Source organism: Pseudomonas mosselii (assembly GCF_019823065.1).
GTDB classification, from domain to species: domain Bacteria; phylum Pseudomonadota; class Gammaproteobacteria; order Pseudomonadales; family Pseudomonadaceae; genus Aquipseudomonas; species Aquipseudomonas mosselii.
Genome location: NZ_CP081966.1, coordinates 3,920,825 through 3,939,089, shown reverse-complemented (window position 1 = coordinate 3,939,089; position 18,265 = coordinate 3,920,825). Strand labels below are relative to the sequence as shown.

14 protein-coding genes and 1 tRNA gene are annotated in these 18,265 nt (G+C 65.5%); 6 read left to right on the top strand and 9 right to left on the bottom strand.

Features of this window, described 5'->3' with window-relative positions; genetic code table 11:
* Positions 1-72: 72 nt before the first annotated feature.
* The 5 genes from K5H97_RS18250 to K5H97_RS18230 form a co-directional block, all read right to left on the bottom strand.
* Entirely contained in the window at positions 73-1,245 is a 1,173-nt protein-coding gene (locus K5H97_RS18250) for an ATP-binding protein (RefSeq protein ID WP_028692557.1), read from the bottom strand.
* 6 nt (positions 1,246-1,251) lie between these two features.
* Complete coding sequence (locus K5H97_RS18245; RefSeq protein WP_028692556.1) at positions 1,252-1,941, bottom strand: response regulator transcription factor; 690 nt, start codon at positions 1,939-1,941, stop codon at positions 1,252-1,254.
* The gene (locus K5H97_RS18240; RefSeq protein WP_028692555.1) at positions 1,938-2,432 is read right to left on the bottom strand and encodes a cysteine hydrolase family protein; all 495 of its coding nucleotides are present in this window, start codon (positions 2,430-2,432) and stop codon (positions 1,938-1,940) included. Before K5H97_RS18240 ends, K5H97_RS18245 begins: the two co-directional genes overlap by 4 nt.
* Positions 2,433-2,638: 206 nt before the next feature.
* Positions 2,639-3,925 (bottom strand): Zn-dependent hydrolase, encoded by a 1,287-nt coding sequence (locus K5H97_RS18235; protein WP_028692554.1) that lies wholly within the window; start codon positions 3,923-3,925, stop codon positions 2,639-2,641.
* A 51-nt stretch (positions 3,926-3,976) separates the two neighbouring features.
* On the bottom strand, positions 3,977-5,467 hold the full coding sequence (locus K5H97_RS18230; protein ID WP_028692553.1) for an NCS1 family nucleobase:cation symporter-1: 1,491 nt from the start codon (positions 5,465-5,467) through the stop codon (positions 3,977-3,979).
* Positions 5,468-6,084: 617 nt separating this feature from the next.
* Here K5H97_RS18230 and hydA point away from each other — a divergent pair.
* From hydA to preA, 3 genes are all read left to right on the top strand, one after another.
* Positions 6,085-7,524, top strand: a complete 1,440-nt coding sequence (gene hydA, locus K5H97_RS18225) for a dihydropyrimidinase (protein ID WP_028692552.1) — start codon at positions 6,085-6,087, stop codon at positions 7,522-7,524.
* Between the two features lie 207 nt (positions 7,525-7,731).
* Positions 7,732-9,099, top strand: a complete 1,368-nt coding sequence (locus tag K5H97_RS18220) for an NAD(P)-dependent oxidoreductase (RefSeq protein ID WP_028692551.1) — start codon at positions 7,732-7,734, stop codon at positions 9,097-9,099.
* Complete coding sequence (preA, locus tag K5H97_RS18215) at positions 9,100-10,374, top strand: NAD-dependent dihydropyrimidine dehydrogenase subunit PreA (protein ID WP_028692550.1); 1,275 nt, start codon at positions 9,100-9,102, stop codon at positions 10,372-10,374.
* Between the two features lie 63 nt (positions 10,375-10,437).
* On the opposite strand, the gene K5H97_RS18210 is transcribed toward preA, so the two are convergent.
* Positions 10,438-11,721 (bottom strand): NAD(P)/FAD-dependent oxidoreductase, encoded by a 1,284-nt coding sequence (locus tag K5H97_RS18210; RefSeq protein ID WP_028692549.1) that lies wholly within the window; start codon positions 11,719-11,721, stop codon positions 10,438-10,440.
* 201 nt (positions 11,722-11,922) lie between these two features.
* Here K5H97_RS18210 and K5H97_RS18205 point away from each other — a divergent pair.
* Positions 11,923-11,999, top strand: a tRNA-Val gene (locus K5H97_RS18205).
* A gap of 61 nt (positions 12,000-12,060) precedes the next feature.
* Here K5H97_RS18205 and fusA read toward each other — a convergent pair.
* Both fusA and K5H97_RS18195 read right to left on the bottom strand, forming a co-directional pair.
* Entirely contained in the window at positions 12,061-14,175 is a 2,115-nt protein-coding gene (gene fusA / locus K5H97_RS18200) for an elongation factor G (RefSeq protein ID WP_028692548.1), read from the bottom strand.
* Between the two features lie 67 nt (positions 14,176-14,242).
* Complete coding sequence (locus K5H97_RS18195) at positions 14,243-14,671, bottom strand: hypothetical protein (protein WP_028692547.1); 429 nt, start codon at positions 14,669-14,671, stop codon at positions 14,243-14,245.
* 185 nt (positions 14,672-14,856) lie between these two features.
* Here K5H97_RS18195 and K5H97_RS18190 point away from each other — a divergent pair, with 185 nt between their 5' ends.
* The gene (locus tag K5H97_RS18190; protein WP_028692546.1) at positions 14,857-15,159 is read left to right on the top strand and encodes a hypothetical protein; all 303 of its coding nucleotides are present in this window, start codon (positions 14,857-14,859) and stop codon (positions 15,157-15,159) included.
* Positions 15,160-15,162: 3 nt separating this feature from the next.
* On the opposite strand, the gene K5H97_RS18185 is transcribed toward K5H97_RS18190, so the two are convergent.
* Positions 15,163-16,413: a 2-aminoadipate transaminase gene (locus K5H97_RS18185; protein WP_028692545.1), complete on the bottom strand. Its 1,251-nt coding sequence runs from the start codon at positions 16,411-16,413 to the stop codon at positions 15,163-15,165.
* A 417-nt stretch (positions 16,414-16,830) separates the two neighbouring features.
* Here K5H97_RS18185 and K5H97_RS18180 point away from each other — a divergent pair, with 417 nt between their 5' ends.
* On the top strand, positions 16,831-18,216 hold the full coding sequence (locus K5H97_RS18180; protein ID WP_028692544.1) for an amino acid permease: 1,386 nt from the start codon (positions 16,831-16,833) through the stop codon (positions 18,214-18,216).
* Positions 18,217-18,265: the final 49 nt, after the last annotated feature.

Below are 18,265 nucleotides of genomic sequence, written 5' to 3'. Positions count from 1 at the left end.
GGTGCGTTTTTGCGGTGCTGCGCAGCCCTTTCGCGGTGCAAGGCCGCTGCTACACGGCAACGTGTCAAGCCTTCAGGCTGTCGTGACCAGAGGTAATGTCACCTGCAGTGCCAGCCCGCCCTCGCTCCGGCGATGTGCGGTGATGCGGCCGCCATGGGCCTCGCAGATCGCCTGGGCGATCGACAGGCCCAGGCCGCCGCCGCCGCTGACCCGCGCCCGCGACTGTTCGGCGCGCCAGAAGCGCACGAACATGTTGCCCAGGTCCTTCTGCTCGACCGCTTGCCCACGATCGAGGAATTCCAGCTGCACGCAGTCTTTGGCCTGGCGCACGGCGACACTGAGCTCGCGGCCGTCGGAGGCGTACTTGAGGGCATTCTCGATCAGGATGTTGATCAACTGGCCGATCCGCGCCGGGTCGGCCTCGATCACCACGTCATCGGCAAGCGCCGTGTGCAACTGCATCCTGGCGGCCTCGAATTGCGGCGCGAACCAGGCCAGACGCTCCTCGACCAGCCTGGCCGGGGAGAACAGGCTGATGTGCAGGGGCAGCTGCCCGGCATGGGCCAGGGACAGCAGGTGCAGGTCGCCCACCAGGGTGTTGAGGTTGTACAGCTGGTTCTGCACCAGGCGCAATTGCTCAGGGCACAGCGGGAACACCTCGTCGAGCATGCCCTGCACCCGACCCAGCGCGGCATTGAGCGGGGTGCGCAGTTCATGGGCCAGGTTGGAGCTCGACTCGGCCACTTCGCTTTCATACAGCGCCAGGCGTTCGACCAGCTTGTTGAAGTCGGTGCACAGGCGCTGCATTTCCTTGGGCTGGCGCGGGTGCTGGCTGACCCGCACGCTGAGGTCGCCCTCGGCCACCCGCCGTGCCCCTACGGCGATCTGGCGGAACTGCCGGGACAGCGGCCTGGACAGGTACAGGCCGACCATCAAGGTGAACGGAATGATCACGATGACGAAGCCGTAGAGCACCAGCCAGTCGATGCTGTTACCGGGGCCGGGAAGAAAGTCGTGGATGTCGTAGTAGGTCTGCAGCAACTGCCACAGCCTGGACTCGTTGCGCGGCACATCGGCAAGGCCGGCCACCAGCGCGGCGCGGTCCTCGGGTCGCATCGATTGCAGCACCAGGTAGTCGCTGATCCAGAAGTACAGGTACATGCACACGGTAATGGTGATCACCGCGCCGACGGCGAGCAGGGTCATTCTCAGGCCGACCCACAGCCACAGCGGACGTTTGCGCATAAGCGGTCAGCGGAACCGGTAGCCAACGGAGCGCACGGTCACCAGCACGCCGCTGATGCCCAGGGCTTCGAGCTTGCGCCGCAGGTTGTGCACGTGGGTGTCGATGATGCGCACCAGCGCATCGCTCTCGGGCATGCACAGCTCAAGCAGTTCCTCGCGGCTGAAGGCCTTGGTCGGTGTGCGCAGCAGCGCGGCGAGCAGAAGCAGTTCCGAACGGGTCAGGTCGAGCACCTGCTCCTCGCCATCGCGGGTCCGTACTCCGGCCACGAAGCGCTCGGCGTCGACCCAGACGCCCTGACACTCGAGGCGCTGGCGATTGTCTGCCGGCGTGCCGTAGCGGCGCAGCACCGCGTGTACCCGGGCCACCACCTCCTTGGGGTTGCAAGGCTTGACCACGTAGTCGTCGGCGCCGTAGCGCAGGGCGCCGATCTTGTCCGGCTCGTCGCCGATGGCGGTGACCATGATCACCGGGGTGTCGGCGCTGCGGCGGATCTCGGTCAGCAGCTCCGGGCCGGAGATTTTTGGCAGCATCATGTCCAGCAGCACGATCGCCGGCGTGCGCTGACGGAACAGGGCAAGCCCGCGGGCGCCGTCCTCGGCGATGTCCACCTCGAAACCGTCGCGCTTCAGGTAGGCCTCCAGGATGCTTGCACCATCGGCGTCGTCCTCGACGATCAATACGCGCTTGGGGGTCATGGGTTGTCTCGCGGGGCGCGCAGCCCTGCCAGCACTTCGGCGGCGGTGGTGACGTGGCCGAAGTGGTGTTTCCACAGGTCGATGCCCAGCTGACCGGAACGGTCCAGCGAGGAGCCCATGGTCAGGTCGGTGACCAGTGTCGGCGTCAGGCCTGCATCGAACAGGGCGAAGCCGGCAGCCAGCACGCAGGTTTCGGTCTGCAGCCCGCACACGAGCACGCGTTCGACGCCCAGCTGCTTGATGTAGTCCAGTGTCTCGGCGGTCTGGCCATAGCCATGCTTGATGAACACCTTGTCCGCCTCGACCAGGGCCACATCCTCAGCGGCCGGGTGCCAGCCGAGCTGGCGCTGGAACGGGGTGGCCTGCTCGTCGTGCAGTTCGATCGAGGCGATGGTGGGAATGTTCGCCGACAGCACGCGGATGCCATCCACCAGTTTCTCGGAGGGGCTGAAGGTGGATTGCACATCGACGATGAGCAGGACTTGCTGCATGGCGGATTCCCGGGTGCGGTTCGAAAGCTGGCGAGTATACCGCCGCACGCGGGAATTTTGCGGCCAGTGGCCTGCTCCGGGCTCAGCCAAGGTTCTTGGAAGGTGCATGTGTAACACGCGCTTGCCCCGCCAACACCGGCACCGCCTGTGCCATGCACCTCGTTGCCTGCGTCGCGGGCCAAGCCCGCGCGGTCCTTTATCGCCTGCTAGGCCGCCAAACGCCCGCCGGCAATCGCCTCCGACGCCGCCAGCATCGCCCGCAACAGCACCGCGCAACCGGCCGCGAGATCCCCAGGGGCGGCGTTCTCGATTTCGTTGTGGCTGATGCCGCCTTCGCAGGGCACGAAGATCATCCCGGCCGGGCCCAGCTCGGCGAGGAAGATCGCGTCGTGGCCTGCGCCGCTGACGATGTCCATGTGCGCCAGGCCCAGGTTGCGCGCCGAGTCGCGCACCGCCTCGACACAGCCCTTGTCGAAGTACAGGGCCGGGAAGTCGGCGGTGGGTACCAGCTCGTAGCTCAGCCCGTGTTTCGCAGTTGTGGCCTCGATCACCTGGCGCACTTCGGCGATCATCGCGTCCAGTTGCTCGCCTTCGAGATGACGGAAGTCCAGGGTCATGCGCACTTCGCCGGGGATCACGTTGCGTGAGCCTGGATAGGCCTGCAGGCAGCCGACCGTGCCGCAGGCATGGGGCTGGTGGGCGAGGGCGGTGCGGTTGACCGCCTCGACCACGGCGGCGGCGCCGACCAGGGCGTCCTTGCGCAGGTGCATCGGCGTGGGACCGGCGTGGGCCTCGACGCCGCGCAGGGTCAGGTCGAACCATTTCTGGCCAAGGGCGCCGAGCACCACGCCGATGGTCTTGCGCTGGTCCTCGAGGATCGGGCCCTGTTCGATGTGCGCCTCGAAATAGGCGCCCACCGGGTGGCCGGTCACGACGCGGCTGCCGGCGTAGCCGATGGCGTTCAGTGCCTCGCCGACGCTCACGCCCTGGGCGTCGCGCTTGGCCAAGGTCTCTTCGAGGGTGAACTTGTTGGCGAACACCCCCGAACCCATCATGCACGGGGCGAAGCGCGAGCCTTCCTCGTTGGTCCACACCACCACCTCCAGCGGCGCCTCGGTCTCCACGCCCAGGTCGTTGAGGGTGCGGATCACCTCCAGCCCGGCCATCACGCCAAAGCAGCCGTCGAACTTGCCGCCGGTGGGCTGGGTATCGATATGGCTGCCGGTCATCACCGGCGGCAGCTTGGCGTTGCGCCCGGGGCGGCGGGCGAAGATGTTGCCGACCGCATCGATGCTCACCGTGCAGCCGGCCGCCTCGCACCACTGCACGAACAGGTCGCGGGCCTGGCGGTCGAGGTCGGTCAGCGCCAGGCGGCAGACGCCGCCCTTGGCCGTGGCGCCGAGGTGGGCGAGGTCCATCAGTGACTGCCACAGGCGGGCGCTGTCGATGTGCTGCTTGCTCGATTGCAGAACTTCCTTGGCGAGGGTGGTCATGGGTATCTCCTCAGGCTGTTGTTTTTGGCATCACGTGGGAGCTGCAGTGCATCAAGGCAACGGCTTGGCCAGCCGCGCCGGTCCGCGCACCGCGAGGCCACCGAGGGCGTAGTAGAGCCCGCCGCCGAGCAGCGAGCCGGTGAACCAGCCATAGTCGTAGAACCAGCTGAAACTGCTGTTGCCGATGGCCATCACGGTCAGCGCCACCGGCACGCCGAAGGCGACGAACCCGGCCCAGTTCCAGGCCGGGTACACGTCGTCGCGGTACAGCCCGGCCAGGTCCAGGTGCTGGCGGCGGACCAGGAAATAGTCCACCACCATGATCCCGGCAATTGGCCCGAGCAGGCTGGAGTAGCCCAGCAGCCAGTTGGAGTACACGCTCTCCAGGCTCAGGTCGGAGACGATCCAGCCGAGCTTCTTGAGCAGCTCGTGACCCATCAGCGCCAGGCCGATGAAGCCGGTCAGCCAGACCGCGCGGCTGCGCCCGATCAGCCGCGGGGCAATGTTCTGGAAGTCGTTGGTGGGCGAGACGATGTTGGCCGCGGTGTTGGTCGACAGCGTGGCGATGATGATCAGCGCCATGGCCAGGGCCACCCAGCCGGGGCTCTGGATATGGCCGATCAGGCTCACCGGGTCGGACACTGTCTGGCCCACCAGCGAGGCGGAAGCGGCGGTCATGATCACGCCCAGCGAAGCGAACAGGAACATGGTCAGCGGCAGGCCGAAGATCTGCCCGAGGATCTGGTCCTTCTGGCTCTTCGCGTAACGGCTGAAATCGGGGATGTTCAGCGATAGCGTGGCCCAGAAGCCGACCATCGCGGTAAGCCCGGCGCAGAAGTAGCCGACCACGCTGGCGCCCTCGGGGCGCTTGGGCGGCTGCGCCAGCAGTTCGCTCATCGACATGTGCGGCAGCGCCCAGAACAGCAGGCCGACACCCACCGCCACCAGCAGCGGCGCCGATAGCGTCTCCAGCCACTTGATCGACTCGGCGCCGCGCAGCACCACCCACAGGTTCAGCGACCAGAACAGCATGAAGCCGATCACCTCGCCGGTGCCGCCCAGTGCCTTCCACTCGGGGAACAGCGAGCCGAGGAACAGGTGGATGGCCAGCCCGCCGAACATCGTCTGGATGCCGAACCAACCACAGGCCACCACGGCGCGGATCAGGCACGGCACGTTGGAGCCGAAGATGCCGAACGAGGCGCGCAGCAGCACCGGGAAGGGGATGCCGTACTTGGTGCCGGGGAAGGCGTTGAGGGTCAGCGGAATCAGCACGATGAGGTTGGCCAGCAGGATCGCCAGCAGCGCCTCGCCCACGCTCAGGCCGAAGTAGGCGGTGAGCACGCCGCCGAGGGTATAGGTGGGCACGCAGATGGACATGCCCACCCACAGCGCGGTGATGTGCCACTTGTTCCAGGTGCGCTGGTGCACCTTGGTCGGGGCGATGTCGTGGTTGTAGCGGGGGCTGTCGAGGACGTCGCTGCCGGCGTCGAGCTCGAACAGGCCATGCTGCTCGACCACTTGCGATCTGCTCTGTTGCATGGGGTTCTCCAGGTCTTTTTTCTTGTAGTTGTCGCTCATCGGGCTGCCGCGATGGCCGGAGTACACACACCAGCAGTACTGCTCCTCCGGTCCGGCCAGGCGGTTGTGGCCTGCGTTTTCAACAAACGTGCCGGGAAAGCCCGCGCCTTCCCGGCGGCCGCCGCCAACCGGAGGTAACTCACTGTCTTGCAAGGGCATTCTTCAGCGCGACGACGAGGGTGGGGTGGGCACCCTGGTGCGCCGTCTGTCTGGCCGGTCCGCCACCCGCGTGGTTCAAACGGGTGCAACCTGGAAAACCACTGGCGCGGCCTGCGCCTTCCAGCCAGGAAACAAACTGCTGATTTTGCGTAGAAAATCTTGACCAATTTGGCTTCCTGTCAAGTGCGTCAAAATGGTGAAGGGGTGTCACATTTTGGTTAATTGTTAAATTTTTTATTAAAAATCAAACAGTTACAAAATATAATATTTGCATATATTTTTTCTTGATGAATATCCGATCAGATACTAGCCTCGATTCTTGTCAGGCCTGACAGGATTGAACGCGTCACCTCCAGCGCCCGGCCCGAAACTATTCCAAGAACCGGCCAGAAGACCGGTCAGCCTGCGAGGAAAACGGCATGTCCCTGTTGATCCGTGGCGCCACCGTGGTTACCCATGAAGAGAGCTACCGTGCAGATGTCCTGTGTGTCGATGGTCTGATCCGCGCCATCGGCAGCCACCTCGAAACCCCCACCGATTGCGAAGTCCTCGACGGCTCAGGCCAGTACCTGATGCCCGGCGGCATCGACCCGCACACCCACATGCAACTGCCGTTCATGGGCACGGTGGCCAGCGAGGACTTTTTCAGTGGCACCGCCGCGGGCCTGGCCGGGGGCACTACCTCGATCATCGACTTCGTTATCCCCAATCCGCAGCAATCGCTGCTCGAGGCCTTCCATACCTGGCGTGGCTGGGCGCAGAAGAGCGCGAGCGACTACGGCTTCCATGTCGCCATCACCTGGTGGAGCGAGCAGGTCGCCGAGGAGATGGGCGAGCTGGTGGCCAAGCACGGGGTGAACAGCTTCAAGCACTTCATGGCCTACAAGAACGCGATCATGGCCGCCGACGACACCCTGGTGGCCAGCTTCGAACGCTGCCTGCAACTGGGCGCGGTGCCGACAGTGCACGCCGAGAACGGCGAGTTGGTCTATCACCTGCAGAAGAAGCTGCTGGCCCAGGGCCTAACCGGGCCCGAGGCGCATCCGCTGTCGCGCCCGTCGCAGGTCGAGGGCGAGGCCGCCAGCCGCGCCATCCGCATCGCCGAGACCCTTGGCACGCCGCTGTACCTGGTGCATGTCTCCAGCCGCGAGGCGCTGGATGAGATCACCTATGCCCGGGCCAAGGGCCAGCCGGTGTACGGCGAGGTGCTGCCGGGCCACCTGTTGCTGGACGACAGCGTCTACCGCGACCCGGACTGGGCCACAGCCGCCGGCTACGTGATGAGCCCGCCGTTCCGGCCGCGCGAGCATCAGGAGGCGCTGTGGCGCGGCCTGCAGTCGGGCAACCTGCACACCACCGCCACCGACCACTGCTGCTTCTGCGCCGAGCAGAAGGCCATGGGCCGCGACGACTTCAGCCGCATCCCCAACGGCACCGCCGGCATCGAGGACCGCATGGCGGTGCTGTGGGATGCCGGGGTGAACAGCGGGCGCCTGTCGATCCACGAGTTCGTCGCGCTCACCTCCACCAACACCGCGAAGATCTTCAACCTGTTCCCGCGCAAAGGCGCCATCCGCGTCGGCGCCGACGCCGACCTGGTGCTGTGGGATCCGCAGGGCACGCGCACGATCAGCGCCCAGACCCATCACCAGCGGGTCGACTTCAACATCTTCGAAGGCCGCACCGTGCGCGGTATCCCCAGCCATACCATCAGCCAGGGCAAGGTGCTCTGGGCAGATGGCGACCTGCGCGCCGAGCCGGGCGCGGGGCGCTATGTGGAGCGGCCGGCGTACCCATCGGTGTACGAGGTGCTGGAGCGGCGTGCCGAGCATCAGCGGCCGACACCGGTTCAGCGCTGAGGCCATTGGGGCCGCTTCGTAGCCCATCGCGACGCAAGGCCGCTCCCACAGGGATCGGTGCTTTGGCTGTGGGAGCGGCCTTGTGTCGCGAAAGGGGCGCAAGCGCCCCCTGATAACAACACCCATGCTCCTGTTGACTGCCATCCCCCAGAACGGACAGGCGAGTGACCGCCGCCTGAGCCCATAAAAAAGCGAGAGGCTACAACCGTGATCGACGCCCTGAACCACTTGCCGCGCCCCCGGGCCGGCGCCGACCAGCTGGCCGAGGCCTTCAGCGACCTCGCGCCCCCACTCACCGCCCGCCAGGCCGCCGTCGAGAGCGCGCGCTGCCTGTACTGCTACGACGCGCCCTGCGTCAATGCGTGCCCCAGCGAGATCGACATCCCCTCGTTCATCCACCGCATCAGCGACGAGAACCTGCAGGGCGCCGCCGAACGCATTCTTTCGGCCAACATCCTCGGCGGCAGCTGCGCCCGGGTGTGCCCCACCGAGATCCTCTGCCAGCAGGCCTGCGTGCGCAACAACGCCCAGGAATGCGCGCCGGTGCTGATCGGCCAGCTGCAGCGCTACGCCCTGGACCACGCCGGCTTCACCGAACATCCGTTCCAGCGCTCGCCGGCCAGCGGCAAGCGCATCGCCGTGGTCGGCGCCGGCCCCGCCGGGCTGTCCTGCGCGCACCGCCTGGCCATGCACGGCCACGACGTGGTGATCTTCGAGGCGCGGGAGAAAGCCGGTGGCCTCAATGAGTACGGCATCGCCCGCTACAAGCTGGTGGACGACTACGCCCAGCGCGAGGTGGAGTTCCTGCTGGGCATCGGCGGTATCGAGATCCGCCATGGCCAGCGCCTGGGCGCCAACCTGTCGCTGGGAGAGCTGCATGCCCAGCACGACGCGGTGTTCCTCGGCCTGGGCCTGGATGCCGCGCGCCAGCTGGGCCTGGCGGACGAGGACGCCCCGGGCCTGCTCGCCGCCACCACGTACATCCGCGAGCTGCGCCAGGCCGACGACCTCACCCAGCTGCCGCTGGCCGACCGCTGCCTGGTGCTAGGCGCCGGCAACACCGCCATCGACATGGCCGTGCAGATGAGTTGCCTGGGGGCCCGCGACGTCAACCTGGTTTACCGCCGTGGCGTGTCCGACATGGGCGCCACCGCTCATGAACAGGAGATCGCCAAGCACAACCAGGTGCGTCTGCACACCTGGGCCAGGCCCGAGGCCGTGCTGCTGGATGATGCCGGGCGCGTGCGCGGCATGCGCTTCGCGCGCACCCAACTGATCGACGGACGCCTGGGCGATACCGGCGAAACCTTCGAGCTGGCCGCCGACGCGATCTTCAAGGCCATCGGCCAACGCTTCGATGACGCAAGCCTGGCCGACCCGCTGGCGGCGCAACTGGCCCGCGACGGTGAGCGCATCCAGGTGGACGCGCACATGCAGACCTCCATCCCCGGTATCTATGCCGGCGGCGACTGCACCGCGCTGGGCCAGGACCTCACCGTCCAGGCCGTGCAACATGGCAAGCTGGCCGCCGAAGCCATCCATGCCCAACTCATGCTCAACGTGGAGGCTGCGTAAATGGCCGACCTGTCCATCGAATTTGCCGGCATCAAGGCGCCCAATCCGTTCTGGCTGGCCTCCGCGCCACCCACCGACAAGGCCTACAACGTGGTCCGCGCCTTCGAGGCCGGGTGGGGCGGGGTGGTCTGGAAGACCCTGGGCGAGGACCCGGCGGCGGTCAATGTGTCGTCGCGCTACTCGGCGCACTTCGGCCCCAACCGGCAGGTGCAGGGCATCAACAACATCGAGCTGATCACCGACCGCTCGCTGGAGATCAACCTGCGCGAGATCACCCAGGTGAAGAAGGACTGGCCCGACCGCGCGCTGATCGTGTCGCTGATGGTGCCGTGCGTGGAAGAGTCCTGGAAGTTCATCCTGCCCTTGGTGGAAGCCACCGGTGCCGATGGCATCGAGCTCAACTTCGGCTGCCCCCACGGCATGCCCGAGCGCGGCATGGGCGCGGCCGTCGGCCAGGTGCCGGAGTACGTGGAAATGGTCACCCGCTGGTGCAAGACCCACTGCGCGCTGCCGGTAATCGTCAAGCTCACCCCCAACATCACTGATATTCGTCAGTCGGCACGCGCCGCGCACCGGGGCGGGGCGGACGCGGTGTCGCTGATCAACACGATCAACTCGATCACCAGCGTCGACCTCGACCGCATGGTCGCCCACCCCATCGTCGGCGACCAGAGCACCCATGGCGGCTATTGCGGTTCGGCGGTCAAGCCGATCGCCCTGAACATGGTCGCCGAAATTGCCCGCGACCCCGAGACCCACGGCCTGCCGATCTGCGGTATCGGCGGTATCGGCACCTGGCGCGATGCCGCCGAGTTCATCGCCCTGGGCAGTGGCGCGGTGCAGGTGTGCACGGCGGCGATGCTGCACGGTTTTCGCATCGTCGACGACATGAAGGACGGCCTGGCGCGCTGGATGGACCAGCACGGCCACCGCAGCCTCGAGGCGTTTCGCGGCCAGGCCGTGGGGCACACCACCGACTGGAAGTACCTGGACATCAACTACAAGTCGGTGGCTCGTATCGACCAGGACGCCTGCATCGGCTGTGGGCGCTGCCACATCGCCTGCGAGGACACCTCGCACCAGGCCATCGCCAGCACCCCGAAGGCCGACGGCACCCACGCCTACAGCGTGATCGAGGCCGAGTGCGTCGGCTGCAACCTGTGCCAGATCACATGCCCGGTGGAGGGCTGCATCGACATGCAGGCGCAGGAGACCGGCAAGCCGTACATGAACTGGACCCAGGATCCGCGCAATCCCTACCGTGAAGCGGGTTGAGAGCATGCCGTGTGGAAACGAAAAAGCCCGCTCAGGGGAGCGGGCTTTCCGGTTGGCGCTGGATCAGAAGCCCAGGCGGTCGCGCAGGCTGTAGTACCAGGCGCCGATGGCGCTGAACGGCACACGCAGCATCTGGCCACCCGGGAACGGGTAGTGCGGCAGGCCGGCGAAGGCGTCGAAGCGCTCGGCCTGGCCGCGCAGGGCCTCGGCCAGCACCTTGCCCGCCAGGTGGGTGTAGGTCACGCCGTGGCCCGAGCAGCCCTGGGAGTAGTAGATGTTGTCGCCGATACGGCCGACCTGCGGCAGGCGCGACAGGGTCAGCAGGAAGTTGCCGGTCCAGGCGTAGTCGATCTTGACGTTTTTGAGCTGCGGGAAGGCCTTGAGCATCTTCGGACGGATGATCGCCTCGATGTTCGCCGGGTCGCGCGCGCCGTACACCACGCCGCCACCGAAGATCAGGCGCTTGTCGCTGGTCAAACGGTAGTAGTCGAGCAGGTAGTTGCAGTCCTCGACGCAGTAGTCCTGCGGCAGCAGGGTGCGCGCCAGTTCGTCGCCCAGCGGCTCGGTGGTGATGACCTGGGTGCCGCACGGCATCGACTTGGCCGCCAGTTCCGGCACCAGGTTGCCCAGGTAGGCGTTGCCGGCGACGATGATGAACTTGGCGCGGACCTTGCCCTGCGGGGTGTGCACGACGGGGTTGGCGCCACGCTCGATGCGCACGGCCGGGGTCTGCTCGTAGATGATGCCGCCCAGGGACTCGACCGCGGCAGCTTCGCCCAGGGCCAGGTTCAGCGGATGGATATGGCCGCCGCTCATGTCGAGCATGCCGCCCACATAGTTGTCGCAGGCCACCACTTCACGGATGCGCTTCTGGTCCATCAGCTCCAACTGGGTGTGGCCGAAGCGTTCCCACAGGCGCTTCTGCGATTCCAGGTGGCCCATCTGCTTGCTGGTCAGCGCGGCGAATACGCCGCCGTCCTTCAGGTCGCACTGGATGTTGTACTTGGCCACGCGTTCACGGATGATGCGCCCGCCCTCGAAGGCCATCTGGCCCAGCAGTTGTGCCTGCTTGGGGCCGACGGTACGTTCGATGACGTCAATGTCGCGGCTGTAGCTGTTGACGATCTGGCCGCCGTTGCGGCCCGAAGCGCCGAAGCCGACCTTGGCGGCCTCGACGATACTCACCTTGAAGCCGTTCTCCAGCAGGAACAGGGCGCTGGACAGGCCGGTGTAGCCGGCACCGATGATGCACACATCGGTTTCCACCTCACCCTGCAGCGCCGGACGTGGCGGCACCGGGTTGGCCGAGGCGGCGTAGTAGGACTGGGGGTAGGGGGTGTTGGCCATGCTCGAGGAACCTCGTGTTTTATATTTTTAACGAATGTACCGATGCTATCAATAATAATAAACACCCGCTAGTCGTCCGGTGAAAATCCTTTGCCTGACGCTGAACCCTGGCCTTCTATAAATATTTTAAGATTCAGTAGCTTAGCGTGAAAAAAATGGTTGACAGTGCATTTGGATCGCGTAGAATGCGCCCCACACGACAGGCACATAGCTCAGTTGGTTAGAGCACCACCTTGACATGGTGGGGGTCGTTGGTTCGAGTCCAATTGTGCCTACCAAATCAAAAAGGGGCGATCCGCAAGGATCGCCCCTTTTTTCGTTAGGCTCCACCGCGAAGTTTCAGGCTTCCCCGCGATTCTTCTTCACGATGGCATCGGCAATGCTCGCCGGCGCCTCGGCATAGCGGGTGAACTCCATCGAGAAACTGGCCCGCCCCTGGGTCATCGAGCGCATCGAGGTGGCGTAGCCGAACATCTCGCCCAGCGGTACCTCGGCACGGATCACCTTGCCGGCCGGGGTCTCGTCGCCATCCTGGATCATCCCCCGGCGCCGGCTCAGGTCGCCGAGGATGTCGCCCTGGTACTCCTCGGGGGTCACCACCTCGACCTTCATCACCGGCTCCAGCAGCACCGCGCCGCCTTTCTGCGACAACTGCTTGGTGGCCATGGACGCGGCGATCTTGTAGGCCATCTCGTTGGAGTCGACGTCGTGGTACGAGCCGTCATACACCGCCGCCTTGAGGTTGATCAGCGGATAGCCGGCAAGTACGCCGTTCTTCATCTGCTCCTCGATGCCTTTCTGGATCGCCGGGATGTACTCGCGTGGCACCACGCCGCCGACGACTTCGTTGATGAACTCCAGGCCTTCCTTGCCTTCGTCGCCCGGGGCGAAGCGGATCCAGCAATGCCCATACTGGCCACGCCCGCCGGACTGGCGGACGAAGCGGCCTTCGATCTCGCAGGTGTTGCGGATCTTCTCGCGGTAGGCCACCTGCGGCTTGCCGATGTTGGCCTCGACGTTGAACTCGCGGCGCATGCGATCGACGATGATGTCCAGGTGCAGCTCGCCCATGCCGGAGATGATGGTCTGGCCGGTCTCCTCGTCGGTCTTGACCCGGAACGACGGGTCCTCCTGGGCCAGCTTGCCCAGGGCGATGCCCATCTTCTCCTGGTCGCCCTTGGTCTTGGGCTCCACCGCCACCGAGATCACCGGGTCGGGGAAGTCCATGCGTTCGAGGATGATCGGCTTGTCCATGTCGCACAGGGTGTCGCCGGTGGTGACGTCCTTCATGCCGATCAGCGCGGCGATGTCGCCGGCGCACACGTCCTTGATCTCGGCGCGCTGGTTGGCGTGCATCTGCACCATGCGGCCGATGCGTTCCTTCTTGCCCTTGACCGAGTTGAGCACGGCGTTGCCGGAGCTGAGCACGCCGGAATACACCCGGGCGAAGGTCAGGGTGCCGACGAACGGGTCGGTGGCGATCTTGAAGGCCAGGGCCGAGAACGGCTCGTTGTCGTCGGCGTGGCGCTCCAGGTGTTTTTCCTCGTCGTCCGGGTCGGTGCCCTTGATCGCCGGGATCTCGCTGGGGGCGGGCAGGTAGTCGATCACGGCGTCGAGCATCAGCGGCACGCCCTTGTTCTTGAACGATGAGCCGAGGATGGTCGGCACGATCTCGTTGGCGATGGTGCGCTGGCGCAGGGCGGCCTTGATTTCCTCGGTGGTGAATTCTTCGCCTTCGAGGAATTTCAGGGTCAGCTCTTCGTTGGCATCGGCCGCAGCCTCGATCATATGGGCACGCCATTCGTCGGCCAGATCCTGCAGTTCGGCGGGAATGGCTTCTTCGCGGTAGCTGGTGCCCTGGTCGGCGTCGTTCCAGTAGATGGCCTTCATCTTCACCAGGTCGATCTGGCCGATGAAGTTTTCCTCGCTGCCGATGGCCAGCTGGATTGGCACCGGATGGTGGCCCAGGCGCTGGTCAATCTGCTTCACCACCCGCAGAAAATCCGCGCCCTGGCGGTCCATCTTGTTGATGTAGGCCAGGCGCGGCACATGGTACTTGTTGGCCTGGCGCCATACGGTCTCGGACTGCGGCTCGACGCCGTCGGCGCCGCTGAACACCACCACCGCGCCATCGAGCACGCGCAGCGAGCGCTCGACCTCGATGGTGAAGTCGACGTGGCCGGGGGTGTCGATGATGTTGAAGCGGTACTTGTGCTCGAACTGCTTGGTCGAGCCTTGCCAGAAGGCCGTGGTGGCCGCCGAGGTGATGGTGATGCCGCGCTCCTGCTCCTGGGCCATCCAGTCCATGGTCGCGGCGCCGTCGTGCACCTCGCCCATCTTGTGGTTGACCCCGGTGTAGAACAGGATCCGCTCGGTGGTGGTGGTCTTGCCGGCATCCACGTGGGCAACGATACCGATGTTGCGGTACAGCTCGATGGGGGTCGTGCGGGCCATGGTCGGTCACCTGTGGGTGAGGATTCTCCCAAGGTAGCAGAGCGGGAGAATCCTGCCGGGGCGACCGTCAGTCGGCGAGCACCTGCAACTGCCACTGGCCTTCGCTTTCGCGGGCCAGGCCGCTGGCCGGCAGCAGGGCCAGCAGGCGTTCGTGCAGGGCGGCTTCGGTGAATGACTTGAGGGTGGTCATGTCTAGCACGCCGACGGTGATCAGCTCGGCCTTGGTGTACGACAACCAGGCTTTTTTCAGCACCATCAGCACGTCGCTGCCGGCGGTGCTGGCGAAGCGCCGGTGCAGGGTGCGGCCTTCCAGCTCGAAGCTGTGACGGTGTTCGTAGCCGCTTTCGTCGCCACTGCCCTCGACGCAGCGGTGGCAGCGGCAGGGGCCGTCGCCGAAAGCGTTGCGCAGGTAGGCGTTGAAGTCCACGACGGGCTTGAGGGTCAGGCGTTTGTCGACCTCGAACAGGTCGGCGATCAGGGGTTGTTCGGCGCTCACTCGGTATCCTCGCGTGGTATGGCGTGCATCGGCGGGCACCCTAACAGATCGGGGCAGGGGAGGCCATGCTCGATGGCCAGCGTGGGAGCGGGCTTGCCCCGCGATGAGGTCGGTAGAGACAACCGGGAACGCCTGCCGTACTCTACGCGCCCATACGCCTAATACACCTGTTGAGGTAACCCCGCTTGAGTACCAAGTACCCGTACACCGCCACCGTGACCATCAGCGCCGAAGACCGTGGGGGCGATACCGAGGCCTCGGAGAACACCAACATGCGCGTGGGCCTTGAGGCGGTGACCGAGGTGCTGAAGAAAGTGCATTTCGTCGGTACCCTCGGGGCACCGGAAAAAGGCGCCACGCACATCTGCGTCACCTTGGAGAACGGCCTGAGTTACTACGGCCCGATCGTCAACGGCCACGCCGAGCTCGAAGGCGGCTGGATCGCCTTCGAATGCGACATGCCCCCCCCCGAAGAGCTGGGCCTGTAACCCTCAGCCCAGCTCCATGAGGCACTGCTCGAGGATATCCAACCCTTCCTCGAGCACCTCGGGCTCGATGGTCAGCGGTGCCAGCAGGCGGATGATATGCCGCGCCTTGCCGCTGGGCATCAGCAGCAGGCCTTTGCCACGCGCCGCCTCGAGCACCTTGGCCAGTTGCGTCGGCGCCGGGCTGCCGTCCGGGTTGACCATCTCCAGCCCGCGCATGGCCCCTGTACCGGTCAGGCGACCGAGCGCGGCGCACCTTCCCGACGCTTTCCAGCGCGCGTGACGCGCCACGATGGCCTGTTCCTGCCGTTCGCCCCAGGTGGCGATATTCGCGTCGGTCATCTGCGCCAGGCTCGCCAGCGCCGCCGCGCAGGCGATCGGGTTGCCCGAGTAGGTGCCGCCCAGCCCGCCCTTGGGCAGCGCGCCCATGATCGCCTGTCGCCCGACCACCGCGCCCAGCGGCATGCCGCCGGCGATGCTCTTGGCCAGCAGCAGAAGGTCCGGTTCGATACCCAGCCGTGGGAAGGCGAAGCGCTGGCCGGTGCGACCGAAGCCGGACTGAATCTCATCGATAATGATCAGGATCCCATGCTCGTCGCAGAAGCGGCGCAGGGCCTGGGCGAAGGCGGGGTCGAGGGCGAGGAAACCGCCTTCGCCCTGCACCGGCTCGAAGATGAACGCGGCCACGTCCTCCACCGCCAGCTCCACGCTGAACAGGCGCTCCATAGCCTGGAGCGCCTGCTTGCAGCTCACCCCGGTGTCCGGACTGGGGTAGGGCAGGTGATAGACCGGGCCGGGCAGTTCGCCCACGCGCTGCTTGTACGGGGCGACCTTGCCGTTGAGGTTGAGGGTGGCCAGGGTACGGCCGTGGAAACCGCCGTCGAAGGCGACGATGGCCCGTTTGCCGGTGGCGCCGCGGGCGACCTTGAGGGCATTTTCCGCCGCTTCCGCGCCGCTGTTGGTCAGCATGCCCGTCAGCGGATAGCTGACCGGGACGAACTGGCACAGGCGCTCCATCAGTTCCAGGTACGGACCGTGGGGCGCGGCGTTGAAGGCATAGTGGGTCAGGCGCGCGGCCTGCTGCTGGATCGCCTCGACCACCGCCGGGTTACAGTGGCCCAGGTTGAGCACGCCGATGCCGCCGACGAAGTCGATGTAGCGTTTGCCGGCGGTGTCCCAGACTTCGGCGTTGCGTCCATGGGAAAGGGTGATCGGGTGAACGATGGCGATGGACTGGCTGATATTTTCCTGATTCATCTGCACGCGGCCTGTTGTTCGAGTCAGGTCGTATCCAAGCGCGTCGGGAATCGGTGGCGCAAACGAATTATTCGATTGCTCTCATTCGTTTAATTCCTGATGTCTGAAGGCTCTCTCTGCAAGCTTCATGACAGAAGATTCTGAGCAGGATGTGAAGCGTATTGATTCCTAGTTGGAATGATGTTTTGCGAAAAGGTCGTTTGTTGTGACCTGCCTGGAGATGAATACTGGCCTGGCTGGACCCTGGCAACCGACAGGTCCATCAATACAAAAATACGCCGGTAGCCAATTCCCGCAACAAGTCCGAGACGTGTGGGAGACGCGTGCCGATGCCCTTGCCGGCATGCCCGCCCCCACAGGAACGCTGCCGCCACTTTCAGCCGCCTTCGTTGCGGCCGACCCACTCGAGGGTTCTCCATGGCATCGCCAGACAACAAAAAACAGCGGTCCTTGCAGCATGGCCTGACTTCACGTCAGGTATCGATGATCTCTATTGCCGGCATCATCGGCGCCGGCCTTTTCATTGGCTCGTCCAACGCCATCGCCACCGCCGGCCCGGCTATTCTCATCTCCTACGCCATGACCGGCCTGCTGGTGCTGCTGGTGATGCGCATGCTCGGTGAAATGGCCATCGCCAACCCCAACAGCGGCTCGTTCTCCACCTACGCCAGCGAAGCCATCGGCCCCTGGGCCGGCTTCACCATCGGCTGGCTGTACTGGTGGTTCTGGGTGCTGATCATCCCGGTCGAGGCCATCGCTGGCGCGGATATCCTCCATGCCTACTTCCCGCAGGTGCCGTCCTGGCTGTTCGCCTTCCTGATCATGATCGTGCTGTCGGGCACCAACCTGGTCAGCGTGAAGAACTTCGGCGCGTTCGAGTACTGGTTCGCCCTGGTCAAGGTACTGGCCATCATTGCCTTCATCGTGGTCTGCAGCCTGGCGGTGTTCGGCGTCTGGCCACTGGCCGACGTCTCCGGCGTCAGTCGCCTGTGGGACGCCGGCGGCTTCATGCCCAATGGCTTCGGCACCGTGCTCGGCGGCGTGCTGATCACCATCTTCTCGTTCTTCGGCGCCGAGATCGTCACCATCGCCGCCGACGAGACAGCCAACCCCAAGGACAAGATCCGCCGCGCCACCAACCTGGTGGTGTACCGCATCGCCATTTTTTACCTGGCGTCGATCTTCCTGGTGGTTTCGCTGGTGGCCTGGAACGATCCGGGGCTCAAGGCGGTGGGCTCGTTCCAGCGGGTGCTGGAAGTGCTCAACGTGCCCGGCGCCAAGCTGCTGGTCGACATCGTCGTGCTGGTGGCGGTCACCAGTTGCATGAACTCAGGGCTGTACACCGCCTCGCGCATGCTCTACTCGCTGGGGGCCCGTGGCCAGGCACTGCTTATGACCAGGCGGATCTCCGGCGCGGGCGTGCCCACCGTGGCGGTCGTTCTCTCGACCCTGGCGGGCTTTGCCGGCTGCCTGGTCAACTACGTGTTTCCCGGCAAGGTGTTCGGGTTCCTGCTATCTACCACCGGCGCCATCGCCTTGCTGGTGTACTTGGTGATCGCCGTGTCGCAACTGCGCATGCGGGCCCGTGCCGAGCGCGAGGGGCGCACGCCGGAGCTGAAGATGTGGCTGTTCCCGTGGCTGACCTGGCTGGTGATCGGCACCATCGTCATGGTGCTGGGCTACATGCTGTTCAGCGATGCCTACCGCTATGAAACACTGATGACCGCGGGGGTGACCCTGTTCATCCTGCTGGTTTCGCTGACCCAGCGGCGCAAGCGGGGCTCGGCGTGGCAGGCGGCCTGATACGCTCAGGGGGCATATGGCGGCCCCCTCCATTTGGCGGCCGGGAAGC

Excerpts from the sequence above, each read along its gene's own strand:
- K5H97_RS18250 (WP_028692557.1), bottom strand. The coding sequence starts at position 1,245 with ATGCGCAAACGTCCGCTGTGGCTGTGGGTCGGCCTGAGAATGACCCTG.
- K5H97_RS18245 (WP_028692556.1), bottom strand. The coding sequence starts at position 1,941 with ATGACCCCCAAGCGCGTATTGATCGTCGAGGACGACGCCGATGGTGCA.
- K5H97_RS18240 (WP_028692555.1), bottom strand. The coding sequence starts at position 2,432 with ATGCAGCAAGTCCTGCTCATCGTCGATGTGCAATCCACCTTCAGCCCC.
- K5H97_RS18235 (WP_028692554.1), bottom strand. The coding sequence starts at position 3,925 with ATGACCACCCTCGCCAAGGAAGTTCTGCAATCGAGCAAGCAGCACATC.
- K5H97_RS18230 (WP_028692553.1), bottom strand. The coding sequence starts at position 5,467 with ATGCAACAGAGCAGATCGCAAGTGGTCGAGCAGCATGGCCTGTTCGAG.
- hydA (WP_028692552.1), top strand. The coding sequence starts at position 6,085 with ATGTCCCTGTTGATCCGTGGCGCCACCGTGGTTACCCATGAAGAGAGC.
- preA (WP_028692550.1), top strand. The coding sequence starts at position 9,100 with ATGGCCGACCTGTCCATCGAATTTGCCGGCATCAAGGCGCCCAATCCG.
- K5H97_RS18210 (WP_028692549.1), bottom strand. The coding sequence starts at position 11,721 with ATGGCCAACACCCCCTACCCCCAGTCCTACTACGCCGCCTCGGCCAAC.
- fusA (WP_028692548.1), bottom strand. The coding sequence starts at position 14,175 with ATGGCCCGCACGACCCCCATCGAGCTGTACCGCAACATCGGTATCGTT.
- K5H97_RS18185 (WP_028692545.1), bottom strand. The coding sequence starts at position 16,413 with ATGAATCAGGAAAATATCAGCCAGTCCATCGCCATCGTTCACCCGATC.
- K5H97_RS18180 (WP_028692544.1), top strand. The coding sequence starts at position 16,831 with ATGGCATCGCCAGACAACAAAAAACAGCGGTCCTTGCAGCATGGCCTG.